This window comes from Streptomyces acidicola, assembly GCF_009377235.1.
In the GTDB taxonomy this organism is placed as follows: domain Bacteria; phylum Actinomycetota; class Actinomycetes; order Streptomycetales; family Streptomycetaceae; genus Streptomyces; species Streptomyces acidicola.
The window spans coordinates 36,993-53,386 of sequence record NZ_VMNX01000032.1; the positions used below are offsets into that span (position 1 = coordinate 36,993).

General features: G+C 71.3%; 16 protein-coding genes and 2 pseudogenes. 12 read left to right on the forward strand and 6 right to left on the reverse strand.

Annotation, left to right across the window (positions count from 1 at the left end; all coding sequences use genetic code 11):
• Positions 1-39 precede the first annotated feature (39 nt).
• Entirely contained in the window at positions 40-804 is a 765-nt protein-coding gene (locus tag FPZ41_RS49425) for a FadR/GntR family transcriptional regulator (protein ID WP_322620124.1), read from the forward strand.
• 71 nt (positions 805-875) lie between these two features.
• Here the strand turns inward: FPZ41_RS49425 and acnA are convergent, their stop codons facing one another.
• From acnA to FPZ41_RS49435, 4 genes are all read right to left on the reverse strand, one after another.
• Positions 876-3,569: an aconitate hydratase AcnA gene (acnA, locus tag FPZ41_RS12030; RefSeq protein WP_152861880.1), complete on the reverse strand. Its 2,694-nt coding sequence runs from the start codon at positions 3,567-3,569 to the stop codon at positions 876-878.
• Positions 3,570-3,763: 194 nt separating this feature from the next.
• A complete protein-coding gene (locus FPZ41_RS12035) occupies positions 3,764-4,654 on the reverse strand; it encodes a GntR family transcriptional regulator (RefSeq protein ID WP_152861882.1) in 891 nt (296 codons plus the stop codon).
• 42 nt (positions 4,655-4,696) lie between these two features.
• Complete coding sequence (locus FPZ41_RS49430) at positions 4,697-5,176, reverse strand: lactonase family protein (protein ID WP_265584215.1); 480 nt, start codon at positions 5,174-5,176, stop codon at positions 4,697-4,699.
• Positions 5,103-5,945 (reverse strand): lactonase family protein, encoded by an 843-nt coding sequence (locus FPZ41_RS49435; RefSeq protein ID WP_322620125.1) that lies wholly within the window; start codon positions 5,943-5,945, stop codon positions 5,103-5,105. The genes FPZ41_RS49430 and FPZ41_RS49435 overlap by 74 nt, the downstream gene beginning before the upstream one ends.
• A gap of 116 nt (positions 5,946-6,061) precedes the next feature.
• Between FPZ41_RS49435 and FPZ41_RS12045 the strand changes: the two genes are divergently transcribed.
• Both FPZ41_RS12045 and FPZ41_RS49440 read left to right on the forward strand, forming a co-directional pair.
• Complete coding sequence (locus FPZ41_RS12045; RefSeq protein WP_322620126.1) at positions 6,062-6,466, forward strand: RraA family protein; 405 nt, start codon at positions 6,062-6,064, stop codon at positions 6,464-6,466.
• A 276-nt stretch (positions 6,467-6,742) separates the two neighbouring features.
• Positions 6,743-6,865, forward strand: coding sequence for a hypothetical protein (locus tag FPZ41_RS49440; protein ID WP_265584214.1), 123 nt, complete (start codon positions 6,743-6,745; stop codon positions 6,863-6,865).
• 161 nt (positions 6,866-7,026) lie between these two features.
• Here FPZ41_RS49440 and FPZ41_RS49850 read toward each other — a convergent pair whose 3' ends face one another.
• Entirely contained in the window at positions 7,027-8,121 is a 1,095-nt protein-coding gene (locus tag FPZ41_RS49850; protein ID WP_322620127.1) for an FAD-binding protein, read from the reverse strand.
• A 119-nt stretch (positions 8,122-8,240) separates the two neighbouring features.
• On the opposite strand from FPZ41_RS49850, the gene FPZ41_RS12055 reads away from it, so the two are divergent.
• Positions 8,241-8,906 carry a TetR/AcrR family transcriptional regulator gene (locus FPZ41_RS12055; protein WP_152861884.1) on the forward strand — a complete coding sequence of 222 codons (666 nt, stop codon included), beginning with the start codon at positions 8,241-8,243 and terminating at the stop codon, positions 8,904-8,906.
• A 111-nt stretch (positions 8,907-9,017) separates the two neighbouring features.
• On the opposite strand, the pseudogene FPZ41_RS12060 reads toward FPZ41_RS12055, so the two are convergent.
• Positions 9,018-9,656: pseudogene (locus FPZ41_RS12060) on the reverse strand (zinc-binding dehydrogenase); the annotation flags it as partial.
• Between FPZ41_RS12060 and FPZ41_RS50205 the strand changes: the two are divergent.
• The 8 genes and pseudogenes from FPZ41_RS50205 (at position 9,622) to FPZ41_RS12095 (ending at position 16,179) form a co-directional block, all read left to right on the forward strand.
• The gene (locus tag FPZ41_RS50205; protein WP_194236070.1) at positions 9,622-9,768 is read left to right on the forward strand and encodes a hypothetical protein; all 147 of its coding nucleotides are present in this window, start codon (positions 9,622-9,624) and stop codon (positions 9,766-9,768) included. The pseudogene FPZ41_RS12060 and the gene FPZ41_RS50205 sit on opposite strands and share 35 nt — an antisense overlap.
• Positions 9,765-9,863 (forward strand): annotated as a pseudogene (locus FPZ41_RS48185) (tautomerase family protein); the annotation flags it as partial. The gene FPZ41_RS50205 and the pseudogene FPZ41_RS48185, both read left to right, overlap by 4 nt.
• A complete protein-coding gene (locus tag FPZ41_RS50210) occupies positions 9,863-10,153 on the forward strand; it encodes an alcohol dehydrogenase catalytic domain-containing protein (protein WP_407698774.1) in 291 nt (96 codons plus the stop codon). The pseudogene FPZ41_RS48185 and the gene FPZ41_RS50210, both read left to right, overlap by 1 nt.
• Before the next feature lie 183 nt (positions 10,154-10,336).
• On the forward strand, positions 10,337-11,350 hold the full coding sequence (locus FPZ41_RS12075; RefSeq protein WP_322620128.1) for a LacI family DNA-binding transcriptional regulator: 1,014 nt from the start codon (positions 10,337-10,339) through the stop codon (positions 11,348-11,350).
• Between the two features lie 38 nt (positions 11,351-11,388).
• Positions 11,389-12,369 carry a 2-hydroxyacid dehydrogenase gene (locus FPZ41_RS12080; RefSeq protein WP_322620129.1) on the forward strand — a complete coding sequence of 327 codons (981 nt, stop codon included), beginning with the start codon at positions 11,389-11,391 and terminating at the stop codon, positions 12,367-12,369.
• A complete protein-coding gene (manD, locus tag FPZ41_RS12085) occupies positions 12,366-13,589 on the forward strand; it encodes a D-mannonate dehydratase ManD (RefSeq protein ID WP_152861886.1) in 1,224 nt (407 codons plus the stop codon). Before FPZ41_RS12080 ends, manD begins: the two co-directional genes overlap by 4 nt.
• 1 nt (position 13,590) lies before the next feature.
• Positions 13,591-15,111, forward strand: a complete 1,521-nt coding sequence (locus FPZ41_RS12090; protein WP_152861888.1) for a mannitol dehydrogenase family protein — start codon at positions 13,591-13,593, stop codon at positions 15,109-15,111.
• A gap of 33 nt (positions 15,112-15,144) precedes the next feature.
• Complete coding sequence (locus FPZ41_RS12095; RefSeq protein WP_152861890.1) at positions 15,145-16,179, forward strand: NAD(P)-dependent alcohol dehydrogenase; 1,035 nt, start codon at positions 15,145-15,147, stop codon at positions 16,177-16,179.
• The last annotated feature ends 215 nt before the right edge of the window (positions 16,180-16,394 follow it).

Sequence of the window (16,394 nt, forward strand, 5' to 3'; positions counted from 1 at the left end):
CGTCGGCGTCGTGCAGGACCGGCGGTTACCGTGTCGATCGTGCGCGACAGTCCTGCCGCGCCGGTGGACCACCAGACGGGGGAGGCTGCGGGCATGGCCGGGCTTGCACGGATCGAACGGGAGGAGCCGCAGGCTCCCGCGGTGGAGGTGGCGCGGCGCCTGCTGGACCACCTGTTGACGTCGGGCCGGCTCAGGGCCGGTGACCGGCTGCCGCCGGAGCGGCAGCTCGCGGAGACCTTCGGGGTGGGCCGCTCGGCGGTCCGCGAGGCGCTGAAGTCCCTGTCCCTGCTGGGGTTGCTGGAGATCCGGCAGGGCGACGGTACTTATGTGCGGGCGGCCACCTCGGACCTGTTGCCGCAGGTCCTTGAGTGGGGACTGATGCTCGGCGACCACACGATGGACGAACTCCTGGAGGCACGCGCGTGCGTGGAGGTCGACCTCGCGGAACTGGCCGCCCTGCGCAGGACGGACAACGACGTCACCGCGCTCGAAGCGCATCTGGCCCGGATGACGGCCGAACACGACGACCCCGAGCGCTACCTGGAGGCCGACCTGGCCTTTCACCGGGCGCTGGCGCAGGCCTCGCACAACAGCGCGCTGGCCGGCCTCCAGGCCCGCCTCGAGACGTTGGTCGCCGTGTGGATCCGGCAGAACATCCGCAAACCGGGGGAGGGGCGGCTGGCCGAGCACGAGGCCGTGCTGAAGGCCGTAAGGGCCAGGAACGCCCGTGCGGCGCGGTCCGCCATGCACGCCCGCATGGACTCGGCGACCCGTCGTCTGCGAGCCCGGCTCGGCCGGGGCTGAGGGGCTCGCACCGTCGACTGGCCGACGTCCTCATGCCCGGTGGCATCGAACTCCGTCCTCGTGGGTGAGGCTCACGGCGAGGGAAGAGCGCGGCGGACGACGTACGGCAGGATGCCCCCGTGCTGGAGGTAGGCCAGCTCCTGGCGGGAGAAGATCCGCAGCCGCAGTCCCGCGGTGGCCCGGCGTTCCTGAGCTTCCCGCAGGTGGAGGGTGACGCGGTTGGTGCCGACGCTCAGGCTGTCGAGCCCTTCGAAGGAGAGCTCTCCCTCGCCGGAGAAGGGGTACGACGACGCGTCGTCGCCCTCGGCGAACTCCAGTGGCAGGACGCCCATGCCGATCAGGTTGCTGCGGTGGATGCGTTCGTACGACTCGGCGATGACCGCGCGCACGCCCAGCAGGGCCTGGGCCTTGGCCGCCCAGTCCCGGCTGGAGCCCGCCCCGTAGTTGCGGCCGGCGACGACGACCAGGTCGTGGCCCGCCTCCCGGTAGGCCGGCGCCGCCTCGTGGACGGGAAGGACGTGGGCGCCGTCGGCCGTGTACGCGTACCCGCCGGGGCCCGGTTGCGTGTCGGTGTCGTTCAGCAGCAGGTTGGTGACGGCGGCGTTGGTGAAGGCGCCCCGCAGCATGACCTCGTGGTTGCTGCGGCGTGTGGAGTACTGGTTGAGGTCGCGGCGGGCGACTCCGCGTTCGGTGAGCCACTGTCCGGCCGCGCTGCGGGAGGGGATGGCGCCGGCGGGGGAGATGTGGTCGGTGGTGACGTTGTCGCCGAGCCGGAGGAGAACCCTTGCCCGGTCGATCCTGAGGTGGGCCGGCGGGCGGGCGGACAGATTCGTGAGGTGCGGGGGGCGGCGGACGTACGTCGACTCCGGGTTCCACGGGAAGCGGGTACCGCCGGGTGCGTCGATCTCCTGCCAGGCCCGGGTGCCCTGCCGGATACGGGCGGCGTTGGCACGGAACATCTCCGGCCTGACGAACTCCGCGACGCATGCGGCGACTTCGTCGTGGGTGGGCCAGAGATCCCTGAGGTGGACGGGGCGGCCCTCGTGGTCGGTCCCCAGGGGCTCGTGGTCGAAGTCGTGCAGAACCGAGCCGACCAGGGCGTAGGCGACGACCAGCGGCGGGGAGGCGAGGTACGACAGGGAGATGCGTGGGTTGACCCGGCCTGCGAAGTTGCGGTTGCCGGACAGGACGGCGACCGGTTCGGTGGCGCCGTCCTCGGCGAGCTGCTCCATCGCCGGGTGCAGGGGACCGGAGTTGCCGATGCAGGTCATGCAGCCGAAGCCGACGATGTGGAAGCCGGTCTTTTCCAGAGCGGGCAACAGTCCGGCCGCGCGCAGGTACTCCTCGACCACCCGTGAGCCGGGGGACAGCGAGGTCTTGACCCAGGGTTTGGCGGTCAGCCCCGCTGCCACCGCCCGCTCGGCGAGCAGACCCGCCTGTACGACGAGGGCCGGGTTGGCGGTGTTGGTGCAGCTGGTGATGGCGGCGATGGCGACCGGGCCGTCGGGGAGTGGTTCACCGAAGGCGCCGGATGCGCCGAAGCCGTCGGATGCCGTGCCCGACCTCGCAGCCGTGCCCGACCCGGCAGCCGTACGGACCGCGGCTCGCCGGAACGAAGCCGGGACCTCGGACAGCGGCAGCCGCTGGTGCGGCAGGTTCGGGCCCGCCACACAGGGCTCGACGGTGCCGAGATCGAGGTCGAGCAACTGGTCGTAGCGGGGGACGGGGCGGTCGTCGGTGCGCTTCAGCCCCTGGGCGGTGAGGTAGGCGTCGACGAGTCCGACATGGGACTCCTCCCGGCCGCTGAGGTGGAGGTAGGCGGCGGTCTCGTCGTCGTAGGGGAAGTAGACGCAGGTCGCGCCGTACTCCGGTGCCATGTTGGAGACCGCGGCGCGTTCGGCCCAGCCCAGGGTCGTGACGCCGTCGCCGCAGAACTCGACGAACTTGTTCACCACGCCCGTGGCGCGCAGCAGTTCGGTCAGGGTCAGGGCGAGGTCGGTGGCGCCGACGCCGGGGCGCAGCCGCCCCGTCAGGCGGACACCGACCACGTCCGGGTAAGGGATGGTGACCGGTTCGCCGAGCATGGCGGCCTGCCCTTCGAGGCCGCCGACTCCCCAGCCGACGACGCCCAGGGCGTTGATCATCGGGGTGTGGCTGTCCGTGGCGACGAGGACGTCCGGCTGCAGCCAGGGCAGCCCGCCGTCCTCCGCGTCCGTCACCCACACCACCCGGGCCAGCGCCTCCATGTTGACCTGGTGGATGATCCCGGTGCCCGGCGGTACGACACGGAAGTTGCGCACGCTCCGCTCGGCCCACTTCACCATCTCGTACCGCTCGCCGTTGCGCCGGAAGTCGATCAGCAGATTGCGGTCGACGGCGTCGGCGCGGCCGTACTCCTCGACGATCACGGAGTGGTCCACGGTCAGGTCCACCGGGATCGACGGCTGGAGCACTTCCGGGTCCCCGCCCAGTTCCGCGACGCTGTCACGCATGGCCGCGAAGTCGGCCAGCGCCGGGAGGCAGGTGGTGTCGTGCAGCATGATCCGGTTCGGAAGGACCGGCACCTCACAGACTCCGCTTCCGGCGCGGGCTCGCACCACCACGTCCGGCAGCGCTGCGGGTGACCGTCGTGCGACGTTCTCCAGCAACACCCGCACCGCGTAAGGGAGCGCGTCCAGCTCGGCGCGCTGCAGGATCCGGTCCAGGGGCTGATAGCGGTACGAGCGGCCCTCGACGGTGAGCACAGCGGTGCGGTCGGCGTTCATGATCCCTGCTGTCGTAGGCGTGACGAGGTGTCGGCGAGATCGCATCAGTGATCAATCGAGCTGCGGACACGGCTCCTGATGCTTGGGCGCCCGATTGCGGGCACCGTCATATTGTCTCAGGATGCCCATTAATACAATGGCTCGGCCGACGCAGCCGATTCCTGTTCGTGCTCCGACTCGTCGACCGCGTCGACTCAGCTCTCCCCGGCCATGCCCGTCTTGATCGACCGCACCTTGTCCAAGTGCGCGCTCAGGAAGGCGGACGCCTCCTTCAGATCCCCGCGCTCCACCAGGTCCAGGAGCCTCAGGTGCTCCCGTGCCTGGCCCGCGAGCCGGGAGCGGTCGATCTGGTGGCGGTACTCGATCAGGCGGCGCAGCCGGTTCTGCCGACGCACGGAGTCGAGCAGGAACTGGTTGCCGGAGCAGCCCACCAGCATCTCGTGGAACGAGGCGTTGACCTGGAACAGCTCGGCCCGCGGCAGCAGCAGGATGTCCCCGTGCAGCAGGGCCTCCTGCTGCTGACGGTGATGCGCGAAGGCTTCGGTGTCCACGGTGAAGCCCGGCTCCAGCAGCGCGGCGGGCTCGATGATCATCCGGAACCGATAGCTCTGGTCGTGCGCGTCGACGGTGGCCATCACGTGCTGGAACTCCCAGCCCCGCCCGCCGGTCCTGCGCCGTACCAGGTCCTCGCCCTCCATCCGGGACAGCACCCGGTCGGCCTGGCGGGGCGTGAGCCGGTAGCGGCGGCTGATGTCGGCCGCGGTGAAGGAGCCGGCGAAGCGCCCGCCGACGTAGTCGTCGGCGATCTCGAAGTACGCCGCCTGCTCCACGTCCTCGCCCTCGCTGAGGTCCGGCCGGGAGAGGGTGCCCGCGTCACGCGCCAGGAAGAAGCCGCGGTTGGGGACCCGTTCCAGGATGCCGACCTCGGCCAGGAACACCATCGCCTTGCGCACCGGCGTACGGGAGACGTCCAGCTCGTCCGCCGCCCACTGCTCGGTGATGTGGGCGCCCTCTTCGAGGCCTCTGCGACGCATCAGGTCCACCAGCCGGGTGGCCATGGACGTGGTCAGGTTCGGCCGCGACATCGCTCCTGCGCTCTTCACGTGGTGGGTCGGCAAAGCCTCATCCTACGAATCCTCCTGGAGGAAGAGGACACACACCGGCGAGCCGGTGTGCACCACGCCGCCGGTGGGCCGCAGTCCGCCGTCCGCGGTGTCGACGTCGTAGGTGACGATGGTGTGGCTGCGCTCGTTGGCGGCGTACAGCTTCCGGCCGTCGGGGCCCAGGCAGAAGTACCGCGGCCGGATGCCCTCGGTGGACGTCCAGCCCACGGGCCGCAGCAGGCCCGTCTTCGCGGACACCTTGAAGACGCCGATGGTGTCGGGCTCGGGCCCGCCCGGGCTGCCGTCCCCCGCGCCACTGCGGTTGGAGGCGTACACGAACCGCCCGTCCGGGCTGACCGCGATCTCCCCGCCCCGGCTGTCGCCCGTCATTGTCGGCTCGGTGCTGGGGAGGATCTGCCGCGCTTGCAGCTCACCGCGCCGGGCGTCCCAGCGGTATGCGGTGACGGTCGAGCGGAGCTCGTCGACCGTGTAGGCGTAAGGCAGGTGGGTGGAAGGCGATGTGCCGAGGGCCTGTGGCCTCGCGGGCCGGGACCGACGGGACAGGGCCGAAGCCCAGCTTCCCGGACGCCGCGTCGAGGGTGAGCGTGAAGATCCGGTCCAGCCCCTTGTCCGGTACGACGATGAAGCGGCCGTCGGGTGAGAAGGGCACGTGGTGCGGCTTGGCGCCGGTCTGGTCGGTGCGGTGCGGGCCGGGCTCACCGGGCAGGGACAGCAGGTCGGTGAGCGGTCCGAGCCGGCCGTCGTCCCGCAGAGGCAGCGTCGCCACCGTGCCGGAGGAGTGGTTCGCCACGACCAGGAAACGGTTCGACGGATCCACCGCGAGGTGCGCCGGGTTGCGGCCACCGGTCTCCTGGTGGCCCAGGGCGGTGAGCCGTCCGGTGCCGGGATCGATGCGGTAGGCGCTGACGTAGGTGAAGTCACCGTGCACCGCGTACAGGTAACGCCGGGTGCGGTCGGCGGCCAGGAACGTCGGATTGTCCAGCTCTACGGTCTGCAGCAGTGTCCAGGTGTCGCCGTCCGGGCCGACGTCGTACACCTCGATGCCCTTGCCCTGCCCTTCGCGTGCGGCCGTGGTCCGGGATCCCACGTAGGCGACGGTCCTTCTGCGGCGTGCGGCCGGGGCGGCGACTGCCGAGGTGGCATGTGCTGCTCCCGCGGCGGCGACCGGAAGGGCGATCACCGCCCGGCGTGACACCGCGGCGGCTGTCGTGGGCTGTTGTCGTTGACCGAGGCTGCCGGCGTGCGAGGTCACGTCCGCTCCCGTTCGTGGAGGTTGTCGACGGGGGATGATTGTATCTTTCGCTTGTTTGATACAACAGGCCCTGGATCAAAGCATCCGCCCATCAGCGCTCGACCCCTGGAGGCCCCGTGCACGCGACGCCCCTTCCCACAGCGGATCTCGCCGACGAATACGGCGACCAACTGCGCGTCTGCGACGTGCAGTTCACCTCGTACGGAGCCGTCCGCTCCTTTTCGGGGCCGATTCGGACCGGGCGCACCGCCCTGCTCGGCGATCTCATGGCCGAGCGCGCCCGGGACAACGGCTGGGCCGGCGTCGTGATCCACGGGGCGCTCCGGGACGCCGTCGCACTGGCCGGTGTGTCCGTCGGCGTGCAGGCCCTCGGCACCAACCCGCGCAAGAGCGGCAAGGCAGGGCATGGCGAGGTGGACGTCCCGGTGTCCTTCGGCGGCGTCACCTTCGCGCCCGGAGACGTCCTGCACGCCGACGAGGACGGGGTCGTGCTGCTCCCGGCATCGGCGTCGACCAGGTAGAGGAGGGTCAGCCGGACATGCCGGAGGACGTGTAGCGACGAAGCGGCGGAGTGTCGCCGCCACGGTCGCCGGCCGCTACTCCGAGACCTCGCACGCCGCGGACGGCGTCTGGGCCACCCAGGCCATTGCCGCGGAAGCTGGCTCAGCCGCAATCTGGCCACGGCACAGCGGATTCACGACTCGGCCGCAACCCCCTTCGAGGCCCTACCCTCCCTGGTCGCCGAGCTGGCCCCCGCCGTCTACAGCCCCGCCTGTGTGGCCACGGAGGCCCTGCCGGTGGCCTTCACACTGACCGAACTCTCCGCAGGCGACCTGCCCACCGCACTGGGTGCCGCCGCCCTGGTCTCCCGCCAGTCGGCCACGTCGACGAACTCCCCGGCGTCCTCAACCCGCGCTTGAAGGGCATACGACTGAGCGATCTCGCCGTCCGCCTGACGGAGTGACCGACAGCGGTACGTCCACGACAGGACGCCGACCGCGCAGTGGGCGAAGCAACCGTGGACGGACCTGCCGGGATCCCATCGTTCGTGCACCTGCGTCCGGGTGCTCCCGGGCGGCGTCTACTGCGTGGGTGCGGGAGCGATGTTCTTGTTGTGGCGGAGCAGGTTCTGCGGATCCCACACCGCCTTGATCTCGGCCAGCCGCTGGTACTTGGCCTCGCTTCCGTACACGCCGCGCCGCCAGGCCTCGCCCTGGTCCTGCGTCAGGTTGATGTAGGCGTTGGGGAGCGTGTGGGGCCGCATGGCGGCCGCGGTCGCGTCGGCCCACGCGTCGTAGGGGGTGTCGTGTTCCGGCTCCGTCCACACGGTGGCGGCCTCCCAGAGCCAGGATGCTCCGGCACGGGAGAACGCGGTGGCGTCCTCCTCGACGTCCTCGGAGATCGCGCCACCCAGCGACCAGACGTTGATCGCGGTGATCGTGCCCCGGAGGTTCGGTGAGGCGGCCATGCGCTGGACCAGCGCGTCGATCGCGGGTTCCGTGAGTGAGGCGATATAACCGCCCCGCGCGTTGGTGCGCCATCCATAGGGGGCGGTCGCGTCCAGCATGCTGTTCGTCTTGAGCCATGTGGTGCGCTGCACCGTGTTGACGACGGGCGTGCCCAGCGCGGCGAGCTTCGCGATCGTCTTCTCCGCGTCCGCGAAGTCGCCCGTGTGGACCGGGATGAGGATCAGGACCAGCTTGCCGTGCGCCTCCTCGGGCAGGTCGGGAAGCGGCGGCGCGAAGGTGAGCGCGGTCGCCAGTCCGAGTTCGCGGGGGGCGTCGGCCATGAAGGCGGCCAGTTGGGCCAGGACGGCCGCGGCCTGGTCGCCGGGGAAGATGATCTGCCCGGAGACGACGTCCGGGCCCAGCGGATGGGCTCGGTACTCGAAGGCGGTGACGACGCCGAAGTTGCCGCCGCCTCCGCGCAGCGCCCAGAACAGGTCCGGGTTCTCCTTCTCGTCCGCGCGGACCTTCCGGCCGTCGACGGTGACCATCTCGCAGGCGAGCAGATTGTCGACGGTGGCACCGAAGCGACGCATGAGGTGACCGATGCCGCCGCCGAGGGTCAACCCGGCGACGCCGGTGCTGGTGACGGTGCCGGACGGCACCACCAGGTCGTGTTCCTGTGCGGCCGCGTCCAGTTCGCCGAGCAGGACGCCGGCCTGGGCCCGCACGGCCGGTCGGGCTCATGCGTGCCTCCCTGAAGGCGGGCGGCCCGTGTCCGCGGGCAGCCCCAGCGGCTAAACGGAAATTCATTTTCCGGTACTCGTGCAGGAGCGTAACATCCGAGATCATGAGCGAAGTCGTCCCCTCCGGTGCCCGCCCTCAGCGGGCCGACGCACGCGAGAACGTCCGGCAGATCCTGCGGGCGGCCCGCGCCGTCTTCGCGGACCGTGGCTACGAGGTGTCCATCGAGGAGGTCGCCCGCCGCTCCGGGCTCGGCATGGGCACGATCTACCGCCATTTCCCCAACAAGCGCGCTCTTGTCGAGGAGGTCGCGATCGGCCACATGCGGGAGACCTGCGAGGTCCTGGCCCGCGCCCTGGCAGAGGAGCCGGACGCCTGGTCCGCCTTCACCCGCGTGATGCGCCACATGGCCGAGGTGCGCAGCAGTCAGTTGTTCCCCGTCTCCCGCAGGCGCACGACGGAGTCCGGTCCCGCCCTCGTCGCCGCGCGCAACGCGCTGCTGTCCGACCTGGACGGTCTGGTGGGACGCGCCCAGCGGGAGGGATCTCTTCGGGCGGACGTGAACACGTACGACCTGGTCCTGATGATGGTCTCGCTGCCCCCGCGGATCGCGGACGACGGCGCCGGCGGCGGCCTCGCCGCCGATCTGACCGGTCGTCAGCTGTCCGTCCTGCTCGACGGCTTGCGTGCCCCCGGTGCCGAGCATCTGCCCGGTTCGGCCGCCACCCGTCCGGACCTGGACGAGTTCTTCCGCACGCGCTTCGGAATCTGACCTGCCGCCGCTCCGGGTTTCCGGAGCCTGCATGTTCCGGCGCTCGTGCCGAAGAGCCCTGTCATCGGGTTTCGTGGTCGAGGCGCGGTGGGGGTCGTGGGCGCGACGCGGTCAGCCGTCGGTGCGGACGAAGACGGGCTTGAGGTGCTTCTCGGGCAGTGCGTCGGGGAGTTGTTCCCAGTCGATGACGTGGGAGACGACGCGGGCGAGGTCCACGGTGCCGGAGAGAGCGAGGTCGAGGGCGTCGGGGATGTGGTTGCGGACGTTGTCGCGGGCGATGCGCATCGTGACGCCGGTGAGGTACATGTCGAGCAGGGGCAGCTCGCCGGGGCGGAAGTGGTTGCCCGCCGACTCGCAGATGCCCTCAGGAGCAAGGCATTTGACGGCCAGGGCGAGCTGGTCGACGCGGCCCGTGGCCTCGACGGCGAGGTCGAATCCGTGCCGGACGGGCTCGACCGTCTCGGCGGTGCGGGCGCCGTAGCTCTCGGCGAGCGCCCGGTGTGCGGGGTCGGGGTCGACGTACAGCACGTCGGAGGCGCCGAGCGCGCGGGCGATGTCGCAGACGTACAGGCCGATGCTGCCGCGGGCGACGACCAGGACGCGGGCCCCGGGCTTGTTCTTCAGATGGGGGGCGACCAGGCGCCATGACAGGGACCAGTTGTCGCCGGCCGAGGCCATGGCGACCGGATCGAGACCGGCGGGCAGGGGCACCAGCATGGCGTCGGCCCAGGGGACGCGGACCAAGCTGCTCGACGCCCGTAAAAGCGAAGCCGACCATCCCGAGGGCCGAGACATGCGCGGCCGCCATCTGGACACGCGGCTGCCCGTGAAGGTCCACGAGACGGCCCAGCACCGGTCCTGACCGAGGAGGGCCGCAGGACCGTCCAGCGCGACCTGGCCGCCGTGCTGCTGCGCTGGGAGGGAGCGCCCGACACCGCGTTCTTCCGCGCCCAGGCGTGACGGCCAGCACGGGGCAGGCCGGACACGCCACGCGGCGGCAGCCGCACATCAAACACAGCGTCGACCCACCGTTCGCTCGCGGCCACGAATGCGTGGCCCGGGTCGTGGAGACCGGTGACGCCGTCACCACCGTGACCCCCGGCGACCTGGTGGTCGTCCCCTGGTCCATCAACTGCGGCAGCTGCGACCACTGCGGCGCCGGGGCTCCCGGATTCAGGCGCCGATCGCCGTACGGATCGCCTTGTGTGCGGAGACGGGCCCGGTCGCGTCGGCACCCCCACCGCTGAAACCTACCCTTGCGCAAGCATTGACAAGCTTGCGCAAGGTTGCCAACCATGGGCGCACGCCGTTCGGGTTTCGCCGACGAGCACCGATGGTGCCCGCCGAGCACGCATCGCATCGGACGCCGGTGAAACCCACCGGTGGCCGGTGAAACCCACCGAGCACCATCAAGGAAACGGAGTAGCAGCGTGGCCCCCACCCTGACCGATGTCGCGAAGCGCGCGAACGTCGCGCTTTCCACGGCCTCCCGCGCTTTCAGCGACCCGCAGCGCCTGGGCCCGGAAACCTTGCGCAAGGTCTTGGACGCCGCTCAGGAACTGGGGTACGAGCCGCCTCCGCCGCGCCCGGCCGAGACACCGTCGGACGCCGCGCCCGTCGCAGTGGTCGTCCCCGACATCGCCAACCCCGTCTTCGGCACCTTCGTCAAGGCCGCCCAGGCCCAGGGATGGCACCGAAGGCAGACCATCGTGCTCGCCGACACCGACTTCGACCCCGATCGTGAGCGGGAGGTGATCTCCCAGCTCAGCGCCAGGTCGGCCGGTCTCGTCGTGTGTTCGCCGCGGCTGGACGCCGAGGACGTGCTCGCCCTGTGCGGTGACACCCCCGTCGTCCTGGTCAACCGTGAGACCACGACAGCCGACTGCATCCTCGCCGACGCGAGCGACGGTCTGCGACAGGCGGCCGAGTACCTGGCGGCGCTGGGCCACCGTCACGTCGCGTACATCCAGGGCTCGCAGCACTCCTGGTCCAACAGCCACCGCGTCGACGTGGCCCGGGCGCAGGCCGAACAGGCCGGTCTCCGGCTGGAGGTGCTGGGCTGGCAGTCCGAGACGGTGGCGGGCGGCACCGCCGCAGCGGCGGGCGTGATCGCGTCCGGTGCCACCGCGGTCATCGCGCACAACGACCTGGTCGCCCTCGGAGTCATCACCGGAGCACGCCAGTTGGGCGTCAGGGTCCCGGACGACCTCAGCGTCATCGGCATCGACGACATGCCGCTCGCCGCCACCGCCCACCCCGCGCTGACCACCATCGCGGTGCCGATGGAACGCGCCGGGTCACTCAGCCTGGAACTGCTCGCGCAGTCCGTCGCCGACGAGCGCCACCAGCCGCGCACGCTGCGTCTGCCCACCCAGCTCGTCGTCCGCGGGTCCACCGGCCAGGTGGCCGGCCGCGCCCACTCCGTCACTCGGGAGCACGCATGACACACCCGCCCCTCCACCTCCGAGAAGGAGCTCCCGCTGTGCCCACGGACGGGCTGACCGTCGTCGTCAGCGATCCCCATCTCCGACGGTTGCGCGAGCAGTTCGAGGCCGCCCTGCCTGCCGCGACGACCGTACGCTGGCCCGACCCGGCCGACACCGACGCGGTGTCGGCGGCGCTGAGCGACGCCGACGTCCTCGTGTCGGGTGTCTGCCCCGCCGGGACCGCTGCCGCGGGCAAGCGGCTACGGCTCGTGCACGCCGCGGGCGCGGGCATCGACGGGATCGACGTCGGCGCGCTCGCCCCGGGCACGCTCGTGGCCAACACCTTCCACCACGAGGACGCGATCGCCGAGTACACCGTCGCCTCCGCCATCGTGCTGAGGCGGGGCTTCCTGCGTGAGGACGCGGCGCTGCGCCAGGGCACCTGGGAGGCACCGACGTACCCCCGTCTCCTGGGTGAGGCCACCGTCGGCTTCATCGGCTTCGGGCACATCGGCGCCCGCGCCTGGCAGCTCTTCCGGTCCTTCGGGGCGCAGGGCGTGGCCGTCACCCGGCGTGGCGGCGTCGACGCCGTGGCCGAGCGTCTGGCCTGGTCGGGAGGCATGGACGATCTGGACGCCCTGCTGGAGACCTCGGACGTGGTCGTCGTCTCCGTACCGCTCACCGACGAGACCACCTCACTGATCGGACCGAAGGAGCTGGCGCGCATGGGACGGACGGCCGTACTGATCAACGTCGGACGCGGGCGGGTCGTCGACGAGGACGCGCTCTACGCCGCCCTGCACGACGGCGTGATCGGTGGCGCCGCCCTCGACGTCTGGTACGACTACCCGACGGAGGGCAGGACGGGGGCACCCAGCCGCCACCCCTTCCACGAACTGCCCAACACCCTGATGACACCGCACTCCTCGGGGCTCGCCCAGCAGACCTTCGTGCGCCGTATGGAGGACATCACCGCCAACATCCGCCGGCTGGCGGCGGGACAGGGACTGAGCAACGTCGTGGCGGTGGCCCGATGAGCAAGCACGACACCATCGTCGCCGCCGACGTCCTCGTCACCAGCCCGGGACGCAACTTCGTCACCCTCAAGATCACCACCGCGGAAGGACTGGTGGGCTGGGGCGACGCCACACTCAACGGCCGTGAACTCGCCGTCGCCTCCTACCTCCGCGACCATGTCGCCCCGCTGCTCGTCGGGCGTGACCCGGCCCGCATCGAGGACACCTGGCAGTACCTGTACCGCGGCGTGTACTGGCGCCGCGGCCCGGTGACCATGACCGCCATAGGCGCCGTGGACCTCGCTCTCTGGGACATCAAGGGGAAGACCACCGGCCAGCCCGTCTACCAGCTCCTCGGCGGCGCGGTCCGCGACCGCATCCTGACGTATACGCACGCCACCGGCTGGGACGTCCCCCAGCTCCTCGATTCCGTCGACGTCCAGCGGGAACGCGGCTTCCTGGCGGTCCGGGCCCAGATGGGCGTGCCGGGTCTCGACACGGTCTACGGGGTGACACGGGAGGGTGCGGGCTACGAGCCCGCGGGCCGGGGTGCCGCCCCCGCCGAGGAGGTGTGGGACACGGCCGCGTATCTGCGCCATGCGCCGGGCGCGCTCGCGGCGGTCCGTGACCACGTGGGCCCCGACCTGCACCTTCTCCACGACTCCCACCACCGGCTCACCCCCAACGAGGCCGCCCGACTCGGCCGCGCCCTGGAGGACGTGGACCTGTTCTGGCTGGAGGACGTCACCCCGGCCGAGAACCAGGAAGTACTGCGCCATGTCCGCCGGCACACCACGACGCCCCTCGCGATCGGCGAGGTCTTCAACACCGTCTGGGAGTGCCAGTCCCTCATCACCGAGCAGCTGATCGACTACGTGCGCACCTGCGTCACGCACGCCGGCGGCATCAGCAGTCTCCGGCGGATCGCCGCGCTCGCCGACGTCTGGCAGGTCAAGCTCGGCCCGCACGGACCCTCCGACGTCTCCCCGGTGGCCCTGGCGGCCTCGCTGCACGTCGGCCTGGCCACACCGAACTTCGGCATCCAGGAGTACATGGGCTACGAACCGCTGGTCCACGAGGTGTTCCGGCACGACTGGAGCTACGCCGACGGATATCTGCATCCCGGCGACTCTCCCGGTCTCGGTGTCGACGTCGACGAGCATCTGGCCGCGCAGTTCCCGTACGAACGCGCCTACCTGCCCGTCGCCCGGCGTCGCGACGGCTCGATGACGGACTGGTGAGATGAGAGCCGTTTCCCTTCCCCGCCTCAACTCCGCGACCGTACCCCCGCGTTCGCTGCTGCACCGGCGCACAGTCGCCGAGACCGGCATCGTGCACCTGGGCCTCGGCAACTTCCACCGTGCCCACCAGGCCGTCTACACCGCGTCGGCGCTGGAACGCACCGACGGTCCCTGGGGAATCCTCGGCGTGGCGAGCCGCTCGGCGCTGGTCGCCGACGCCTTGCGCGCACAGGACTTCCGGTACTCCGTGGTCGAGATCGCCCCGGAGGGCTCACGGGTCGTCGTGCCCGCCGTGCACACCGGCGCACTCGTCGCCGCCCACCGTCCCGAGGCCGTCGTCGACGCCATCGGCGCACCGAGCACCCGGATCGTCTCCCTGACCGTCACCGAGCACGGCTACACCTTCTCGCCGCGCACCGGACAGCTCGATCTCGACCACGAGGACGTGCGAGCCGACCTGCGGGGCGACACCCCGCCAAGGACCGTGATCGGACAGATCGCACGCGGTCTGCAGCAGCGCCTGCGCCGGCACGCGACGCCCGTGACCGTGCTCAGCTGCGACAACCTCGCGGGCAACGGAACCCAGACGGCCCGCCTGGTGCGCGAGTTCGCGGCAGCCCTGCCCGGTACCGAGGGCGACGAGCTGGCCGACTGGCTGGACCAGGGCGTGGCCTTCCCGAACACCATGGTCGACCGGATCGTCCCGGCCACCACGGACGCCTACCGAACGGCCGTGGCCGACCGGCTCGGACTGCACGACGACGTCCCCGTTCCCGCGGAACCGTTCACCATGTGGGTACTGGAGGACCACTTCGCCGCCGGGCGACCCGCCTGGGAGCACGGCGGCGCGCTGTTCACCGACGACGTCGAGCCGTACGAACTGCTCAAACTGCGCCTGCTGAACGGCACCCACTCGCTCATCGCCTACCTGGGCGCGCTCGACGGCCGGGCCACCATCCCCGACGCGGTCGCGCAGCCCTTCGTCGCCGACGCGGCACGCCGTGTGCTGCACGACGACTACCTGCCCAGTCTGACCGTGCCCGACGGCATCGACCTCGACGCCTACGTGGCACAGCTCTTCGAGCGCTGGGGAAACTCCGCGCTGGGCCACCGCACCCGCCAGGTCGGCTCGGACGGTTCCGTCAAACTCCGCCAGCGCGTACCGGAACCCGCACTCGGGCATCTGCGCGCGGGGCGGACTCCCCACCATCTGGCCCTCACCGTCGCCGCCTACCTGTGCTGCATGGCACCGCCGCCCGGCCTCGATCCGGGCCCACAGGCCGCCGCCATGGCGGACCCCGCCCGGAGCGAACTGCGGAAGACCGCCGAACGCACCACATTCGTACGGGACTTCGTCACCGCAGTCATCGACGGTGGCCTACTCGGAGACCAGCTTGCCGAGTACCCCGTCTTCACCGACCGCGTCGCCGAACTCATCGGCGTCCTCGCCCGGCACGGCACAGCCGCGGCGGCCACCGACGCGGCCCGGGCCGCGGACTCGGAGTCGCCGCCCGCGGCCTGACACACCCTGCCCCTCACAAGGATGTGAGATCCCATGACCCTCCCCACTGTGACCAGAGCGGCCGTCCTGCACGGCCCCGAAGACCTCCGCATCGAGGAGATGCCGTTGCGGCCACCCGGCCCCGGCGACGTGCTCGTCGAAGTCGACGCCGTGGGCGTCTGCGGCTCGGACATGCACTACTTCGCACACGGCCGCAACGGCGCCAACCAGCTCCGCCGGCCGACCGTCCTCGGCCACGAGGCCTCCGGTACGGTCGTCGCGGCCGGGCCGGAGGCACGCCTGGAGCCCGGCACGCGGGTCGCGATCGAGCCCGCCGTCGGCTGCGGCGCCTGCGCCACCTGCCGCTCGGGCCGGTACAACCTGTGTCCGGTCGGCACCTGCTTCGGCTCGCCCCCTACCCACGGGGTGCTCGCCACCCACGTGGTCGCCCCCGCCCGCGCGGTTCACCCGCTGCCCGACACCATTCCCCTGGAACTGGGTGCCCTGATCGAGCCGTTGGCCGTCGCGGTCTGGGCCGTACAACGCGCCGAGATCGCCGTCGGACACCGCGTCCTCGTCACCGGCGCCGGGCCGATCGGCCTGCTGGTGGCCCAGGTCGCGCGCGCCGCGGGCGCCGCCGAGGTGATCGTGACCGATGTCAACGACGCCCGGCTGGCGCAGGCCCGCAAGCTGGGCGCCACCCAGGCGGTCAACACCGCCGCGCAGGACCTCGAACTCGCGGACGTGGACCGTCTGGTGGAGTGTTCGGCACACCCGGCCGCGCTGTGGCAGGGCATCCGCACCCTCAAGCCCGCCGCCCGGGCGACCGTCGTCGGCCAGGCCGCCCCCGCCGTGGACGGGCTGCCCCTGGCGCATCTGCAGCGCTGGGAGATCGACCTGGTCACCGCCTTCCGCTACGCCCACGCCTTCCCCACCGCTCTGTCCCTGGCCGCCGACGGCCGAGTCGACCTCGCTCCGCTCCTCACCGGCCGCTTCCCCCTGGCCCGCGCCGCCGACGCGCTGCGCGCGCCGGTCCAGGACCCCACGCACCTCAAGGTCGTGGTCCGCCCCGACGGCACATCCGTCTGACCGGGCCGGATCCGCACCAAGCTCCCTGTCTCACCCCCTCGGGAGCCCCACACGCCCTCAACTCGGCGTTTCCTCCCGAATCTTCTGTTTCGTTCTCCTGCTTCATTCTTCTGTTTCGCCGCACCTCTACGTCCCCCACCGTGCAGAGGACCCATCCCATTCAAGGAGGCATGGCTGATGGACACTCCCACCGGATCCCTGACGAGTGACCCCAC

What these genes read in the sequence shown, in the direction of transcription:
- acnA (WP_152861880.1), bottom strand. Translation starts at nt 3,569, where the DNA reads ATGAACGCCGACCGCACCGCTGTGCTCACCGTCGAGGGCCGCTCGTAC.
- FPZ41_RS12035 (WP_152861882.1), bottom strand. Translation starts at nt 4,654, where the DNA reads ATGTCGCGGCCGAACCTGACCACGTCCATGGCCACCCGGCTGGTGGAC.
- FPZ41_RS12055 (WP_152861884.1), top strand. Translation starts at nt 8,241, where the DNA reads ATGAGCGAAGTCGTCCCCTCCGGTGCCCGCCCTCAGCGGGCCGACGCA.
- FPZ41_RS50205 (WP_194236070.1), top strand. Translation starts at nt 9,622, where the DNA reads ATGGCGTCGGCCCAGGGGACGCGGACCAAGCTGCTCGACGCCCGTAAA.
- manD (WP_152861886.1), top strand. Translation starts at nt 12,366, where the DNA reads ATGAGCAAGCACGACACCATCGTCGCCGCCGACGTCCTCGTCACCAGC.
- FPZ41_RS12090 (WP_152861888.1), top strand. Translation starts at nt 13,591, where the DNA reads ATGAGAGCCGTTTCCCTTCCCCGCCTCAACTCCGCGACCGTACCCCCG.
- FPZ41_RS12095 (WP_152861890.1), top strand. Translation starts at nt 15,145, where the DNA reads ATGACCCTCCCCACTGTGACCAGAGCGGCCGTCCTGCACGGCCCCGAA.